This window comes from Pseudorhodobacter antarcticus, from assembly GCF_900110135.1.
Lineage (GTDB): Bacteria > Pseudomonadota > Alphaproteobacteria > Rhodobacterales > Rhodobacteraceae > Pseudorhodobacter > Pseudorhodobacter antarcticus.
Window position 1 is genome coordinate 22,967 of sequence record NZ_FOCO01000001.1, and the last position, 15,746, is coordinate 38,712.

At 61.0% G+C, this 15,746-nt stretch carries 15 protein-coding genes and 1 pseudogene; 9 read left to right on the forward strand and 7 right to left on the reverse strand.

From position 1 onward, the window contains the following. Positions 1 to 52 precede the first annotated feature (52 nt). Entirely contained in the window at positions 53 to 589 is a 537-nt protein-coding gene (locus BMY36_RS00140; protein WP_050521319.1) for a L,D-transpeptidase family protein, read from the reverse strand. Further along, the gene (locus tag BMY36_RS00145) at positions 586 to 1,758 is read right to left on the reverse strand and encodes a MalY/PatB family protein (protein WP_050521465.1); all 1,173 of its coding nucleotides are present in this window, start codon (positions 1,756 to 1,758) and stop codon (positions 586 to 588) included. The genes BMY36_RS00140 and BMY36_RS00145 overlap by 4 nt, the downstream gene beginning before the upstream one ends. A 145-nt stretch (positions 1,759 to 1,903) precedes the next feature. Here BMY36_RS00145 and def (BMY36_RS00150) point away from each other — a divergent pair, with 145 nt between their 5' ends. The 4 genes from def (BMY36_RS00150) to fmt are packed head-to-tail and all read left to right on the forward strand — an operon-like array spanning position 1,904 to position 4,349. Further along, positions 1,904 to 2,425 (forward strand): peptide deformylase, encoded by a 522-nt coding sequence (def, locus tag BMY36_RS00150; protein WP_050521466.1) that lies wholly within the window; start codon positions 1,904 to 1,906, stop codon positions 2,423 to 2,425. Then, a complete protein-coding gene (def, locus tag BMY36_RS00155; RefSeq protein WP_050521320.1) occupies positions 2,425 to 2,901 on the forward strand; it encodes a peptide deformylase in 477 nt (158 codons plus the stop codon). The genes def (BMY36_RS00150) and def (BMY36_RS00155) overlap by 1 nt, the downstream gene beginning before the upstream one ends. After that, positions 2,898 to 3,392: a peptide deformylase gene (def, locus tag BMY36_RS00160; protein ID WP_050521321.1), complete on the forward strand. Its 495-nt coding sequence runs from the start codon at positions 2,898 to 2,900 to the stop codon at positions 3,390 to 3,392. The genes def (BMY36_RS00155) and def (BMY36_RS00160) overlap by 4 nt, the downstream gene beginning before the upstream one ends. Positions 3,393 to 3,452: 60 nt before the next feature. Beyond that, positions 3,453 to 4,349, forward strand: coding sequence for a methionyl-tRNA formyltransferase (gene fmt / locus BMY36_RS00165; protein WP_050521322.1), 897 nt, complete (start codon positions 3,453 to 3,455; stop codon positions 4,347 to 4,349). Between the two features lie 7 nt (positions 4,350 to 4,356). Here fmt and BMY36_RS00170 read toward each other — a convergent pair whose 3' ends face one another. Continuing rightward, positions 4,357 to 4,707: a hypothetical protein gene (locus BMY36_RS00170; protein ID WP_050521323.1), complete on the reverse strand. Its 351-nt coding sequence runs from the start codon at positions 4,705 to 4,707 to the stop codon at positions 4,357 to 4,359. Between the two features lie 160 nt (positions 4,708 to 4,867). Here BMY36_RS00170 and BMY36_RS00175 point away from each other — a divergent pair, with 160 nt between their 5' ends. The 4 genes and pseudogenes from BMY36_RS00175 (at position 4,868) to BMY36_RS00190 (ending at position 8,858) form a co-directional block, all read left to right on the forward strand. Further along, positions 4,868 to 5,803, forward strand: a complete 936-nt coding sequence (locus BMY36_RS00175; protein WP_050521324.1) for a threonine-phosphate decarboxylase — start codon at positions 4,868 to 4,870, stop codon at positions 5,801 to 5,803. After that, complete coding sequence (gene cbiB / locus BMY36_RS00180) at positions 5,800 to 6,708, forward strand: adenosylcobinamide-phosphate synthase CbiB (RefSeq protein WP_050521325.1); 909 nt, start codon at positions 5,800 to 5,802, stop codon at positions 6,706 to 6,708. The genes BMY36_RS00175 and cbiB overlap by 4 nt, the downstream gene beginning before the upstream one ends. Positions 6,709 to 6,806: 98 nt before the next feature. Beyond that, positions 6,807 to 7,968 (forward strand): annotated as a pseudogene (locus tag BMY36_RS00185) (lytic murein transglycosylase). After that, on the forward strand, positions 7,965 to 8,858 hold the full coding sequence (locus tag BMY36_RS00190) for a glycosyltransferase family 2 protein (protein WP_050521326.1): 894 nt from the start codon (positions 7,965 to 7,967) through the stop codon (positions 8,856 to 8,858). The pseudogene BMY36_RS00185 and the gene BMY36_RS00190 overlap by 4 nt, the downstream one beginning before the upstream one ends. Here BMY36_RS00190 and BMY36_RS00195 read toward each other — a convergent pair. Together BMY36_RS00195 and smc are read right to left on the reverse strand one after the other, a co-directional pair. After that, on the reverse strand, positions 8,855 to 9,877 hold the full coding sequence (locus BMY36_RS00195) for a lysine-2,3-aminomutase-like protein (protein WP_050521327.1): 1,023 nt from the start codon (positions 9,875 to 9,877) through the stop codon (positions 8,855 to 8,857). The two genes, BMY36_RS00190 and BMY36_RS00195, sit on opposite strands and share 4 nt — an antisense overlap. After that, positions 9,877 to 13,332, reverse strand: coding sequence for a chromosome segregation protein SMC (smc, locus tag BMY36_RS00200; RefSeq protein ID WP_050521467.1), 3,456 nt, complete (start codon positions 13,330 to 13,332; stop codon positions 9,877 to 9,879). The genes BMY36_RS00195 and smc overlap by 1 nt, the downstream gene beginning before the upstream one ends. 251 nt (positions 13,333 to 13,583) lie before the next feature. Between smc and BMY36_RS00205 the strand changes: the two genes are divergently transcribed. After that, complete coding sequence (locus BMY36_RS00205; protein WP_050521468.1) at positions 13,584 to 14,036, forward strand: GNAT family N-acetyltransferase; 453 nt, start codon at positions 13,584 to 13,586, stop codon at positions 14,034 to 14,036. A 94-nt stretch (positions 14,037 to 14,130) separates the two neighbouring features. Here BMY36_RS00205 and BMY36_RS00210 read toward each other — a convergent pair whose 3' ends face one another. Both BMY36_RS00210 and mnmC2 read right to left on the reverse strand, forming a co-directional pair. After that, on the reverse strand, positions 14,131 to 15,024 hold the full coding sequence (locus BMY36_RS00210) for a DMT family transporter (RefSeq protein ID WP_050521328.1): 894 nt from the start codon (positions 15,022 to 15,024) through the stop codon (positions 14,131 to 14,133). After that, a complete protein-coding gene (mnmC2, locus tag BMY36_RS00215) occupies positions 15,021 to 15,695 on the reverse strand; it encodes a tRNA (5-methylaminomethyl-2-thiouridine)(34)-methyltransferase MnmC2 (RefSeq protein ID WP_050521469.1) in 675 nt (224 codons plus the stop codon). Before mnmC2 ends, BMY36_RS00210 begins: the two co-directional genes overlap by 4 nt. Positions 15,696 to 15,746: the final 51 nt, after the last annotated feature.

A 15,746-nucleotide genomic window follows, 5' to 3' on the forward strand; every position in this document is an offset into this window, starting at 1 on the left:
CCTAATTTCGGCTTGGCTTAAATACCTCCTTAAAGCCGTTCGTCACGCGCTTTCACGGCAAAATTTCTACCTCTGTGCCAATCAAAACCACTGGCCAAATCTCGTGCATTACCGCGTCCGTCAGCGCCAAACAGCCCGCGGTCCAATCACCTGAAAGAACCGAACCGTCCGGCATCGCATTGGGCTGGCCATGAAAAAAGATATCGCCGCCGGGAGAATATCCCCCTTTTGCTGCCCGTGCCACATCTTCAGGCCGGGGACAATTGATCCCTAGCGACAGATGATAGGCGCTGGCTGCATTGCGCCGATCAATTTTGAACACCCCTTCGGACGTTCGACCATCCCCTTGGCGGTCCTTGGTGCCAAGGGCCGCAAACCCAAGTGCGACCCGGTATTCCCGCACCATCGCGCCATTTTGGAACAACATCATGCGCCGCGTCGCCTTTTGCACCACAATCCGGTCAATCAGCCCCAGCAGCGGTGGCAAATCCACCACCGGCGCGGGCGGGCGCATCACGATCAGCACCACCACGGCGGCACAGACCACCAACAGCACCAGCGCCGAAAATGTCCCCGCCAACCGCTTCATTGCAAATCGGAAAATGCCACTTTCAACCGGGCCACAGCCTCTATCATGCGCGCGCGTGGCGTGGCGATGTTAAAGCGCATCCAATCCTCACCACCTTTGCCAAAGCTTGGGCCATGATTGGCCGCAATCCGCGCGCCTTTTTGGACACGGTCGGTGAATTCGGCGCGCGTCATGCCCGTGCCCGAAAAATCCACCCAAGCCAAATAAGTCGCCTCAAGCGGCATCGAGCGAAGCCCGGGAATGGCATTCACGCCCTCGTCGAAAATCCGTTTATTTTCCTCCAGATACGCGATCAGCGCGTCCAGCCATTCCGCCCCCTCGGGCGAATAGGCAGCGGTGGCCATGAACAGCCCAAACGAATTTGGCGAAATACCAAGGCCGTTCATCACTGCGCCAAACCGCGCGCGTAAGGCTGCATCTGGAATAATGACATTGCCAATATGGCTGCCCGCGATGTTAAAGGTTTTGGTCGTCGCCGTCATCATCACCAAACGGTCCGCAATGTCAGGCGCTGCCAACGGCATCACGGTGTGTTTGTGCCCTGCGAACACCAGATCATGGTGAATTTCGTCTGACACCACGATCAGGTCATGGCGTTTGGCAAAATCGGCCACACCGCGCAACTCCTCCACGCTCCACACTTGGCCGCCGGGGTTGTGCGGCGAACACAGGATCAGCATCCGCTCGTCCCCCGTCATCTGCGCATCCCAAGCGTCAAAATCCATTACATGGCGGCCCGCTGTGATTGGCATTTGACATTCCACCACGCGCCGCCCCGCTGCCTCAATCACGCGGGCAAAGGCGTGATAGACGGGCGTCATCAACACCACCCCATCGCCGGGCTGGCTGAACGCTTGCACACACAGGCCCGTGCCATTGACCAACCCATGCGTGGTGAAAATCGTAGCCGCCGCGACATCCCAACCATGGCGGGTTTTCATCCACCATTGGATCGCCGCCAAATACGCGCTGTCATCGCCGAAATAGCCATACAGGCCATGGGCGGTCATCTCCTCCAGCGCCTTTTGAACACAAGCCGGGGGCCGGAAATCCATGTCGGCTACCCACATCGCAATCCCATCACCGGGGGCCACGCCATACAGCTTTTCCATCGCGTCCCATTTTACCGAATGTGTGCCGACGCGGTTGATGTCTTCGTCAAAATTCATGGCCATTCCCCGTTTGTTTTGCCCACCCTAACGGCAGGTTTTGCGCCAATCCAGCCCCGCAATGTTCGGGGTACAATCACAAACTGCGCAAAAGCGCGCACGGGCAGCATTGCGCGACCCCGCCCTATCCCTTACATCACCGCCCATGATACGCCCCATTTTGATCCATCCCGACCCCCGCCTGAAAAAAACCTGCACCCCTGTGGATGCGGTCACGCCCGAGGTTGGGCAATTGGCCGAGGATATGCTGGCCACCATGTACGCGGCCCCCGGCATTGGGTTGGCCGCGCCGCAAGTTGGCGTGATGTCCCGCGTTTTGGTACTCGATTGCATCAAAGACCCCGCGCAATCCCCGCGCCCGTTGGTGATGATCAACCCAGTGATCAGCTGGGCGTCTGAAGATGTGTCGATCTATGACGAAGGCTGTCTGTCCATCCCCGACCAATACGCCGAGGTGACGCGCCCGGCGATGGTGCGGGTGGAATGGCTGGGCCTGAACGGCAAAAAGCAGGAGGAGGAGTTTGACGGTCTGTGGGCCACTTGCGTGCAGCACGAAATTGACCATTTGAACGGCAAACTGTTCATTGATTATCTGGGGCCGCTGAAACGCCAATTGATCACCCGCAAAATGGAAAAGCTGAAGCGCGAAATGGCGCGGCGCGACTGATGGCAATTCGCCCCATCCTTGAACTGCCAGACGCTCGGCTGCGGCAAGTTTGTGCTGATGTAATCGTGTTTGATGCGGACCTGCGGCAGCTCGCCGACGATATGCTGGAAACCATGTATGCCGCCCCCGGTCGCGGGCTGGCCGGGCCGCAAATCGGCGTGATGCAGCGCATTTTCGTGATGGATGTGGGTTGGAAAGACGGGCGGCCCAGCCCGCTGGTTTGCATCAATCCGGTGATCAAAGACGCCTCTGGGCTTGTTGCGAATACCGAAGGCTGTCTGTCGATCCCCGATCACCCTGTGGTGATCGAACGCCCCGCGGTGGTCCGACTGGCGTGGCTTGATGTCGTGGGCCGTGCCTGTGAAGGGTTCTTTGATGGATTTGCAGCGGTCTGCGTACAGCATGAACGCGACCATTTGGACGGTGTGTTGTGCATTGATTACCCTGACATGACCCCGGAAAAGGTGATCCATTGACCATCCGCCGCTGCATCCCTTGGCCCGACAAACGCCTACAAACCATGGCCACCCCGTTGGAGGCTGTAACAGACGAGGTGCGCGGCGTTTGGACCGATATGATCGACACGATGGAGGCGATGCCGGGTTACGGGCTTGCCGCCGTGCAAATCGGGGTGATGCTGCGATTGGCGGTGGTGGATTGTTCGGCGGAACGCGGGCAAGCGGTACGCATGGCAAACCCGGTTATTCTGCACGCCTCCGCGCAGCCGCGCGACCATGAAGAGGCAAGCCCGAATTTGCCCGGCGTGTCGGCCAAAATCGCCCGCCCCCGCGCGGGAACTGTGCGGTTTTTGAACGCCGATGGCGTGGTGGAGGACCGCGATTTTGTGAACCTTTGGGCCACATCGGTGCAGCACCAAATCGACCACTTGAACGGCAAGATGTATTTTGACCGCCTTAGCAAAATGCGGCGCAATATGCTGTTGAAAAAAGCGCTGAAACCCAGGTAGCGGTGGGTTGCACCCACCCTACGCCCCACGGTTGAAAGCTGGCACCAAAAGGATAATCCGATGCGCGTGATCTTCATGGGAACCCCCGATTTTTCCGTCCCTATCCTGCAAGCGCTTGTGCAAAAACACGAGGTTGTTGCCGTTTATTCCCAACCCCCCCGCCCCGCTGGGCGCGGCAAAAAAGACCGCCCATCAGCGGTCCAAACCTGCGCCGAAGGGTCGGGATTGCCCGTTCACACCCCCGTTTCGCTGCGCAGCGAAGATGCCGCAAAAACCTTTGCCAGTCACCGCGCCGATATCGCGGTCGTGGTCGCATACGGCCTTATATTGCCGCAAAATATTCTGGATACGCCACCGAACGGCTGCCTGAACATCCATGCGTCCCTGCTGCCGCGGTGGCGTGGTGCGGCCCCTATCCACCGCGCGATTATGACGGGGGATGCAGCCAGCGGTGTGTGTATCATGCAGATGGAGGCGGGGCTGGACACTGGCCCGGTTTTGCTGCGCAGCGAAACCACGATTGAGGCAGAGGATACCACCGCCGATTTGCACGACCGACTGTCCAGCATGGGGGCCGCGCTGATTGTGCAAGCGTTGGACAACCTGCCGCGGCTTGTGCCCACACCGCAGCCAATCGATGGCGTGACCTATGCCCTAAAAATCGACAAAGTGGAATCGCGCATCAATTGGTCCCAACCCGCCGAAACTGTGGACCGGGTGATTCGCGGTCTGTCCCCGTTTCCGGGCGCGTGGTGTGATGTGGCGGGGGAACGGGTAAAACTGCTCCGATCACGGGTCACACAGGGCACAGGCGCGCCGGGGCAAGTGCTGGATGGGTTTACAATTGCCTGTGGCACCAGGGCCATTGAGGTCTTGCAGGCCCAACGCGAGGGCAAACGCCCCGCCACCACCAACGACATTCTGCGCGGTTTCACCTTGCCGGACCGCCTGACGTAAAGCGGGGTTAATGCCGGGGCAAATACCCCACTGGGGCGTGGTCATCGCGCACAAAATCCAACGCTGCATGATCTGCCACCGGGGTGGAGCGTTTGAAATCACAAATCAGCTCACCATTTTCAGCGGTGGAGGCGACGATCAAACATTGAAAAATGTGGTTCGCACCATCATACAGATCGACCAGCCCGCGCAATTGCGGCGTCAGCGCGGCATCCAACGACAGCCCATCCCCCCACATCCGCAGCACGGGAAACACCGCATCGCCAACCTGCAGCCGCAGGCGCGACCGCCGTTTTTGATCCCGCTTTTTCGCGGCTTCCAGACCATCCCTAATCTCTTGTGGTAGAAATTCCAGCATGTTGCGTCCTTTCTTTACCCTTCAGTCTGCCCTTAAATGGGTTAAAATCAAGACAACGTCGTGACAGAATTTATGTAACCTCGCTGCGCGGCACAAAAGCCACGTTGCCCTTTGGCGTGAAATCGGTTTTCTGGGCGCATGTGCGAAAAGGACCGATCAAATGGCGGATAAGGCAGATCACGGCGGCGGGGTGGATGCAGCGGCGGCGCGGTTTGGCGGCGCGCGCACCGATTGGCTGGACCTGTCGACGGGCATCAATCCGCAACCCTACCCGGTCGAAGATTTGCCCGCAGCGGCATGGAACGACCTGCCAGATGAAGGCGCGTTTGCAGCGCTGGAAACCGCCGCGCGCTGTTTTTGGCGTATCCCCGATGGGGCCGCTGTTTTGGCAGCGCCGGGGGCAAGTGCGCTGATTGCGCGGATGCCCAGCATCGCCGCGGCACAGTCGATCAACATCCCAGCGCCAACTTATAACGAACATGCCCGCGCTTTTGCAGCCGCAGGATGGACGGTTGGTGACAGCGCAACAGCGCGGGTTTTGGTGCATCCGAACAACCCAGATGGCCGATTGTGGCAGGCGCGCGATTGCGCCGATCTGACCATCATCGACGAAAGCTTTTGTGACGTGACACCCAACGACAGCCTGATGGACCAAGCCACACAGCCCGGTCGCATCATATTGAAAAGTTTTGGTAAATTCTGGGGGTTGGCGGGCCTGCGCCTTGGATTTGCCATTGGTGACCCCGCACTGATCGCACGTTTGGCGCAAGGGATGGGGCCGTGGGCCGTATCTGGCCCCGCGTTGGCCATTGGCACCCGCGCGCTGTCTGATGATATTTGGGCAGGGGCCACCCGCGCCCGCCTTGCCCATGATGCCGCACGGCTGGATGCGCTGATGGGCCTGCCCATCGTCGGCGGCACCACCCTGTTCCGGCTGTACGACACGCCCGATGCCACGGCGTTGCAAACCCATCTGGCCCGCGCCCAGATTTGGACCCGCCGCTTTCCCTATTCCGACCGCTGGTTGCGGCTGGGCCTGCCCGGCACGCCACAAGGCTGGCACCGATTGGAAACAGCTATGGGGGCATGGACATGAGCGCGGCGTTGCTAATCCCCGCCCTCTTGCTCGACGCCGCTTTGGGCGAACCGAAATGGCTGTGGGACCGCTTTCCCCACCCCGCCGTTTTGATGGGCCGCGCGGTGGCCGCGATGGACGCGCGCGTGAACACCGGCACCAACAAACGGCAAAAAGGCGTGCTGGCGATGTTGGTTTTGGGCCTTGGCGCTTGGGCTTTGGGCTGGTTGATCGCAGCTATTCCCGATTTCGGGCTGCTAGAGGTGATTGCAGCGGCCATTCTGCTGGCGCAACGGTCCTTGGTTGATCACGTTCGCGCCGTGGCCGACGGTCTGCGCCGGTCACTGGCCGAAGGGCGGCAAAAAGTTGCGATGATCGTGGGGCGCGATGTCGCGCAGCTTGATGAACCCGCCGTGGCCCGCGCTGCGATTGAAAGTGCCGCGGAAAACCTGTCGGATGGTATCATCGCGCCTGCGTTTTGGTTCCTGCTGCTGGGGCTGCCCGGCCTGATGCTGTACAAAGTGACCAACACCGCGGACAGCATGATCGGCCACCGCACCCCCCGGCATGAAGAATTTGGCTGGGCCGCCGCCAGGTTTGATGATCTGCTGAACTTGATCCCCGCGCGCCTAACCGCCGCTTTGATCGCCATCAGCCACATGCGCTTTGACCCCACGCCCATCCTGCGCGATGCGCCCCTGCACCGCTCGCCCAATGCAGGCTGGCCCGAGGCGGCAATGGCCGTGGTCTTGGATACGGCACTGTCCGGTCCACGCAGCTATCATGGGCAGATGCAGGATTTTCCGTGGGTTTGGCCGACAGGCAATCGCACCCCCGGCCCCGATCAAATCGACGCGGCCTGTTCGGCGCTGTGGCGGGCATGGGGGTTGATGCTGTTTATCACTTTGGTGATCGCCAGCCTGTGACATGCCCCGCAAAAAAGCTGGACGCGCGCCCCAGAATGTCCACATTTCCACGTCAAAGCTACTGGTAACATTGCATTTTTCAGCCTACAGAGCCGTCCATGCGTCTAACCACCCTCGCCCTTTGTGCCCTTGTTGGCAGCGCACCCGCCTTTGCCGCCCCTTCCGGCGGTGATTTCAACACTTTCATCAAAGCGATGAAAACCGAGGCTGCGGGCCTGACCGAGGCAGAGGCGAACCAGTTTTTCGACGCTCTCCCCCCCGACCCAAAGGTGCTGCAAGCCGACCGCAACCAAGGCGTGTTTCGCAAACCCTTTACAGAATTTGCACGCAGCTTGATCAGCCAAAACCGCATTGATGCTGGCCGCGCCAATGCCGCAAAACACGCCAATATTTTTGCCCGCGCGCAGGCCGATTATGGCATCCCCCAAGGGATCCTGCTGGCGTTCTGGGCGTTTGAAACCGATTTCGGCAGCTATTAAGGTGATTTCAACACCGCCAACGCGCTGGCCACTTTGGCGCATGATTGCCACCGCCCCGAATTGTTCCAACCCCAACTGCTGGCCGCCGCAACCTTGTGGCAAAAGGGCGAATTTGACCCTGCCACGACCACGGGCGCATGGGCTGGCGAAATTGGCATGGTGCAAATGCTGCCCGCCGACATCTTGGCGCGCGGAATTGATGGCGATGGCAAAGTAACGCTGAAAACATCGGTGGCCGATGCCGTGCTATCGGGGGCGGGGGCGGGGCTGCTGCGCGATTTCGGCTGGCAAGCGGGCCAGCCGTGGCTGCAAGAGGTGACGCTGCCCCCCGATCTTCCTTGGGCCGAAACGGGCCTGCGCAGCACGCGCCCGGCATCCGAATGGGTGGCGCTGGGATTGGCCCCGCGCACAGGCACCGTGGCCGACCTGTCCGCGTCCCTTTTGCTGCCCGAGGGGCGCAAAGGCCCGGCCTTTCTGGCCTATCCCAATTATTCGGTGCTGTTTCACTGGAACCAAAGCGCTGTCTACGTCACCACCGCCGCTTATTTTGCCAATCGGCTGGGCGGTGACCCGGTGTTCATCCCCGGCACCCCTGACCCGCAATTGTCGCTGGACGAAATGAAATGCTTGCAAAAAAAAACTGCAATCGCGCGGCTATGACGTGGGCGGGATTGATGGCATCCTTGGTACCAACACCCGCGACGCCGTGCGCCGCGAACAAATCCGCCTTGGCCTGCCTGCCGATGGTTGGCCGACACTGAATTTGCTGGAGGCGCTATGACCGACTGGGGCATTTGCACGACCATAAAGGCCCCACCCGAACAGGTGCAGGCCTTTGTCGCCCACCATCTTGGCCTTGGGGCCGCGCATATCTGGCTGCATTTTGATGATCCCGACGACCCGGCGGCAGACCTGTTTGATCACCCGCAAATCACCACCATCCGTTGCACCGATGCCTATTGGATGGATATGATGGGTAAACGCCCCGGCAAGCATCAAAACCGCCAAAGCCGCAATGTGCTGCGGGTGTACAAGGCCACATCGCTGCCATGGCTTGCGCATATCGACGTCGATGAATTCATCCTGCCGCAAACGGGTATTCCAGCGGCGCTTGATGCGATGCCAACAAATCAATCCATGCTGCGAATGACCCCGTGGGAGGCGCTGCATGACCCCGCCTTGCCCGATGACATTTTCACAGCCACCGCCTTTCGCGCGCCCCTTTCCGGGGATCGCAATGCCGCCGCGCGGGGCCGGGTATTTGGCCAATATGCACCCCTTTTGCCCAATGGGGTTCTGTCCCATTCCGCGGGAAAATGTTTTTTTCGCACTGGCATCGCGCGGTATGAACCCCGCCTGCACGGCGCGTTTCGGGCGGGCGAACGCGTGGCGGGCGGCCCGTTCCACCCCCAAATCCCTGTGCTGCACTTTCATGCCCAAGATCCCGGCGCATGGCGCGCCCGCCTGCAATTTCGCCTGACCAAAGGGGCGTATCAATACAATCCTGACTTGCAAAGCTGGCTGTTGGCGGCGGATGATATGGCGATTGATGCGTTTTATCTGGAAACCCAAACCGCAACGCCCGGCACTTTGGCTAAGCTGCGCGCCGAAGGCATAATGATGCAGGCAAACCTGAATTTACGCGCAAAAATTGCCACCATGCAGGCTTAATCCGGGTCTGAATAGCTGTGCTGGCGCCCCTGTGGGTCGGCGACCACCCAAGCGTCATCCCCCGCTTCCACATAACCGGGACCGATGGGCACCTTGCCAAAACCGCCCGGAATATCCAGCACATAAAGCGGTATCGCCATGCCAGACAACCGCCCGCGTAGCCCCGCCATAATCGCCTGACCCGCTGCAATCGTCGTACGAAAATGCCCCGCACCCCGCGCCAAATCGCAGTGGTGCAGATAATACGGTTTTACCCGCAACCCGATCAGCGCGCGAAACAACGCCTCCAGCACCGCCACACTGTCATTCACCCCGCGCAGCAAAACGGTTTGCGACAGCAAGGGCACACCCGCATTCACCAAGCGCGCCAATGCCGCCCCCGCCGCATCCGTCAATTCCTGCGCGTGGTTGGTGTGGATGACCACAAATACCGCCGCCCGCCCCACCATCGCGGCCACAACGCCGTCCGTTATCAACTCCGGCGCGACCACGGGAACGCGGGTGTGCAGCCGGATCATATCGACATGTGGCACACCGTGCAGCCGTGCCATGATCGCGCCCAAACGGCGTGGCGACAACGTGAACGGGTCGCCGCCGGTCAATATCACCTCCCGAACAGCCGGGGTTGCGGCGATATAACCCAAAGCGCCCTCTAGATCGGCATCCGGCAAAACCCCCGTCGCCCCCACTGTTTCGCGCCGAAAACAAAACCGGCAATAGACCGCACAGGTCTGCGTCACATGCAAAATCACCCGGTCAGGGTAGCGGTGGGTCAACCCCGGCACAGGCGCGTGAACTGCGTCGCCAATCGGGTCCGTCATCTCCTCTGGTCGGGTGATCAACTCCGCCGCCGATGGCAAAAACTGCCGCGCCACACCATCGTTTGGCGTGGCAATCGCGCCGCGCATCGTGTCGGTCAACAAAACCTGAAACGATTGCCCCACAGTTTCCAAAACCGGGGCATCGGCAGCATCCACCAAGCCGTCACCCACCAAATCCGCAACCGATGACAGCGCCATCAGGCCACCATCGCCGCAGCGCGTTTCAGGTCCACCGACACCAACTGGCTAACGCCTTGTTCGGCCATAGTAACGCCAAACAAGCGGTCCATCCGCGCCATGGTCACGGCGTGGTGGGTGATAATCAAAAACCGTGTTTCGGTGCGGCGCGTCATTTCATCCAACAAGTCACAAAACCTCGTCACGTTGGCATCATCCAGCGGCGCGTCCACCTCATCCAACACGCAGATCGGCGCGGGGTTGGCCAAAAACACCGCGAAAATCAGCGCCATCGCGGTCAGCGTTTGTTCGCCCCCCGACAGCAGCGACAGCGTGGCCAGTTTCTTGCCCGGCGGTTGGCACATAATTTCCAAGCCCGCCTCCAGCGGGTCATCGGATTCGACCAACACCAAACGCGCCTCACCACCGCCGAACAAATGCGAAAACAGCGTGCCGAATGATGCGTTGACCTGCTCAAACGCGGTCAACAACCGCTCGCGCCCTTCGCGGTTCAGGCCTGCAATTCCGGCACGCAGGGTCTTGATCGCATCGGCCAAATCGGTTGCCTCGGTGGCCAGCGCGTCATGTTCTTCCTGCACCGCTTTTGCATCCTCCTCGGCGCGCAGGTTCACGGCGCCCAGCGCCTCGCGTTGGCGTTTCAACCGACCCACTTCGGTTTCCAAATGGTCCACGCCGGGCATTTTCTCGGGGTCCGCGTCCAGCGTTTCCAACAAATCGGCAGGCGCACAGTCCAATTCCTCATGAATGCGCAGGGTCGCGGCCTCGCGCGCGGCAACCGCTGCCTCATTCAGGGCCTCACTGCGCGCGCGGGCCTCGCGCGCCTCACCTGCCAGCCGCTCCGCTTCGCGCTCGTGCAGCGCCGCTTCGCGCAGCGCAGTTTCGGCCAGCGCAAGCGCATCGCTTGCCGCCACGCGCCGCGCCTCGGCTGCCTCCATCGCCTCCACCAACGCCTCGCGTTGCAGCGCGATTTCTTCGGGGGCGGCGGTTGCGTCTTCCAGCTCCTCCTCGGTCATGGCTTTGCGTTCGGCCAGTTCCTGCGCGCGGGTGGATGCGGTTTCCAAGCGGTGCTTCCAGCCCGATATTTCCTTGTTCACCTCTTGGCAACGTTTCAAGCGCGCCTCGCCTTCGCGGCGCAACTCGTCATGCGCAGACCGGCGGGTCATCATGGTAATCCGCGCCGCCTCCACCGTGGTTTTCAACGCCTCCACGGTCGCACGCGCCGCGTCCAGATCGGGCAACGCCTCCACCGCGTGGCGTGCATCGCGCAAAACCACCCGCGCCTCAGTCGCCTCGGTGTCATAGCGGCTGACGGCCAGCAGCGCCGCCTCGCGCTTGCCGCCTGCGATGGATCGGTCCGCCTCGGCCCGCGCCAAGGCGCGGTTGGCATCGGTCACCCGCGCATCTGCAGCGCGCCTTGCATCGCGCGCCATTTGGTCAGCGCGGGCAAGGTCGGCCAGCCGGGTTTGCAACGCCTCATGCGCCAGCCGCGCCCCATCAGCCCGCGCGCCCACATCCTCCAGATCGCGCTTCAACTGCACCAAACGGTTCAATTGCTTTAACCGCAGCGCCGCCGCCGATGGCGCGTCATCCGCCCCCACCCGAAACCCGTCCCAGCGCCACAAATCACCCTGTTCACTGACCAATCGCTGGCCGGGGCGCAGCGCGGGCTGCAACGCTGCACCTTGGTTACGAGACACAAGCCCAATCTGCCCAATCCGGCGCTGCAAAACGGCGGGCACCTGCACCCAATTGGCCAGCGGCACAGCGCCCAAAGGCAGGGCCGCGTTTTCATCATACCCCGGCATTGCGGCCCAACCCGACACCGCATCACCCGCCACAACAGGCGCGCGCAGATCATCGGCCAGCGCCGCCCCAAGTGCGGCCTCATACCCCGGCTCCACCACACACAGGTCCATCACCTGCGACCCAGCGGCGGATTCGCGCTCCACCAACCGCCCCAACGCGGCAACCTCGGCGCGCAATGCGTTCGCTTCGCCTTCCGCTTCGGACCGCATGGCGCGGGCGTCCGCCTCGCGCCCCTGCGCATCGCGGCGCGCCTCCTCGGCACTCGCCAGCGCCTCCTCGGTCGCTTCGGCCAGCGCGCTGGCATCCTCTTGCGCGACTTCCGCCGCCTCAAACGCCTCCATGGCGCGCGTCTCCGCCCCCGCCGCCTCTGCGGCCGTGTCGCGGGCGCGGGCGGCGTTCGCCTCGGCTTTTTCCACGGTGGTTTGGGTGTCGATCAGCAACCGCCCCGCTGATTGATGCCGCGCGGCAAGGCGGGCGACATCCTCGGTCATCTGCGACATGCCGCCTTCGCGGTCCGTCAGCAAAACGCCCGCCTCGCGCGCCGCCTCCAGCGCCTCGCGCAGCTTGTTGTCTTGGCCATCTGCGGCGCGGGCCAATTGCTCCGCCTCCCATGTCAGGCGATCAATCGTGTCTTGGGCATCGCGGTTCAGACCCGCCTCGCGGTCAATATCGCGGCTAAGCTGGTCAATCCGCCCGCGCAACGTGTCGATCAACTGCATCGCCCGCGCTTGGCTGTCGTTCAAGGTGCCCTGCTGCACGATTAAGCGTTGCAGAATGGCCCCCGCAATCGCTTCCTCCTCGCGCTTGGGCGGCAGCGCGGTTTCCGCCGCCGTACGCGCATCCTGCGCAGCAAGCGACAGGCTTTCGGCGCGGCCCGCCTCAATCAACCGTTCGCGCAGCTGGCTGGCGGCACTGTTCACGCCCAAATCCGCCTCGCGCCAGCGGCGAAACAGCAGCAACCCCTCCATCCGGCGCAATTCGGTGCCAATTTCGCGATAACGTGCGGCTTGGCGCGCTTGGCGGGCCAGCGTGCCCAGTTGGGCTGCCAACGCCTCCAGCACATCAGCAACGCGGGCAAGGTTGGTTTCCGTGGCGGTCAGCCGCAGCTCCGCCTCATGACGGCGCTGGTACAGGCCGGAAATCCCCGCCGCCTCCTCCAATATCCGCCGCCGGGATTTCGGCTTGGCGTTGATCAGTTCCGCGATTTGCCCTTGCCGCACCAGCGCGGGCGAATGGGCGCCTGTCGATGCATCCGCAAACAACATTTGAATGTCGCGCGCCCGCACATCGCGCGTGTTCGCCTTATATGCAGACCCAGCATCGCGCGTGATCCGCCGCGTGATCTCAATCGTGTCTGCTTCATTAAACCCGGATGGCGCAAGGCGATCTTCATTATCAATTACCAAGGCCACTTCGGCAAAGTTGCGCGATGGCCGGGTGGATGTGCCTGCGAAAATCACATCCTCCATCCCGCCGCCGCGCATCGCCGTGGGGCGGTTTTCGCCCATCACCCAGCGCAACGCCTCCAGCAAATTCGACTTGCCGCAGCCATTTGGGCCAACCACACCTGTCAGCCCCTCATGGATAATCAAATCCGTGGGGTCCACAAAGCTTTTGAAGCCGTTCAGGCGCAGGCGGTTGAAACGCAAAGAAGGTACCATTGATTCTGCATGACTGCAGATGGTCGGTTTGATCACGCAATGTGTCAACCCGTTAACCTGCTGTATCATGGGGCGTCCGGGGGCTTATCCACAACATCTTGGCATCACCCGGCAGGGCCGCGCCTCGCACCCGCTGCCCACAGCCAAACAGCCGCGCCAAAATGTCATTCGCAAACCATTAAAACCGCTTGACCGGGGGCGGACGGATGCGGAATGTCACCTCGAACATGGAATCCCGAATGACCCCTTTTCGACCGCAACCCCCTTATGATTGGGACGCGCTGTTTGCGCTGATGAAACGCGCTTTTGCCAGTATGGAAGGGCGCATCGACCCGCCATCCTCCCTGCACAAAATGACGGCCCAAGATCTTGCAACCCATCAGGGTGAGGTGTGGGTGATCGGCAAACCCACCCGCGCCTGCATGGTTCTAACCCCAAAACCCCATGCGCTGCACCTTGGCCGCCTGTCCGTCGACCCACCTTGGCAGGGCAAAGGATACGCCCACATCCTTATCACCCACGCGGAATCTCGGGCCCGCGACCTTGGCCTGCCCGCGTTGGAACTGCAATCACGCATTGAATTGGTTGAAAACCACGCGATTTTCTTTGCCCTTGGGTTTGAACAATCGGGCGCCACCACCCACGAAGGCTTCGACAATCCGACATCCTTGGTCTTTACCAAACGCCTGTAACCCGCGCTTGAAATCTGCCAGGCCGGCGCAGTGACGGGTGACAAATACAGCAGCAACTCGCAGCCAAAACAAACGTTTTAGTCGCGCAAACCGATCATCTTTGCGCCACCCTCATCGCTTTGCCTTGGTTTTTCTGGCGACCCCGTATCACGGTAAACAACCCCGCCAAAATCACGATCGCGCCGCCGATAATCACGTTCCGATGCAGCGCCTCATCAAACACCAGCATCGCAATCGCAGTCACAAAAACGATCTGCAAATAGGCGAACGGTTGCAGCGCACTCGCCTCGGCCATCGAATAGCTGCGTATCAACAGGTAATGCCCGAACAGCGCCAAAAACGAATAAATCATCAACATCGCCACATCAAACAACGGCATCGAAACCAAAAACGGCAGGCCCACCACAGTCATCAAAACGCAGCCCAAAACGCCCGACCAAAAGAATGATACGAACACCGGTTCATCCCGCGTCGCAAGCCGTGTCAGCAAACTGTACAGCGCAAACAGCAGCGCGCTGATCAACGGCAACAGGCTGTCCAACGCGAACACACCCCCATCAGGCTGCAAAATAATGGCCACACCGATCATGCCGATGAAAATTGCCACCCAGCGCCGCCACCCCACCTTTTCACCCAAAATCGGCACGGCAAGCCCCGCGATCAACAACGGGCAAACGGCAAAAACCGCATGCGTGTTGATCAATCCAATGCGGGTATAGGCCAAAACCATCACACAAATCTCAGTGATCAACAAAACCGTTCGCGTCAAATGCATCCACGGATGCCGGGTCCGCACGGCCGCGCGAAAATCACCCGTCAGGCCCGCTTGCACCATCACAAACGCCGCAAACACCCAGTACCTAATCATAATCAGCATCAAAACGCTGTAAATTCCGCCCAAATAGCGCGCAAACCCGTCCTGCACCGCAAAAATGAAAACAGTCAGAACCATCAACAAAATGCCAAGGCGGTTGTTTTGAATGATCATGGATGCAGGCTTCCTGTGGTCATGTGGCGCTTGGTGCCGTGGCCTTTGCGCCGCTCTACGCCAAATCCGGCGGCCTGCAAGCCCCGGCGCACAAACCCCGCCGCCGTATAGGTCGCAAATGTGCCGCCGGGTGCGGTGTGACGCGCGACCTGCGCCATCAAATCGGGCGACCACAGTTCCGGGTTTTTGGCGGGCGAAAACCCATCCAAAAACCACGCATCCGCGCGGCCACCCCATGCAGGCAAGGTGTCCCGCGCATCGCCCACAACCACTTCCACCGCGACATGGCCCAATTGAAACACGCGCTGCCCCTGTGCCCATACGTCCAAAAACGGCCCCGCCACCGCCGCCGCCTCTGGGAACGCCGCCAGCGCGCGCCGAATGTCAGGGGCCGCCATCGGATACGCCTCAAACGAGGTGAACCGGATCGGCACCTCTGCCACCAAAACAACCGCCAACAGGTTCAACCCCGTGCCAAACCCCAGTTCCGCAATATGAAACCCCGGGTGCAGCCGCACGGGCAGGTCATTGCCGTCCAAAAACACATGGCGCGTCTCTGCCAAACCATTGGCTAGACTAAAATACGGGTCATCAAACCGGGTGGAGACGGGCAAATCCCCGTTTCGCCAGTCAAGCACCGCTTGGATTTCGGGTGGGGTCTGGTTTGGCACGGGCAAATCGCCTAAAGCTGCAATGCGGCGACAATGGGCAAAGGAACGCGG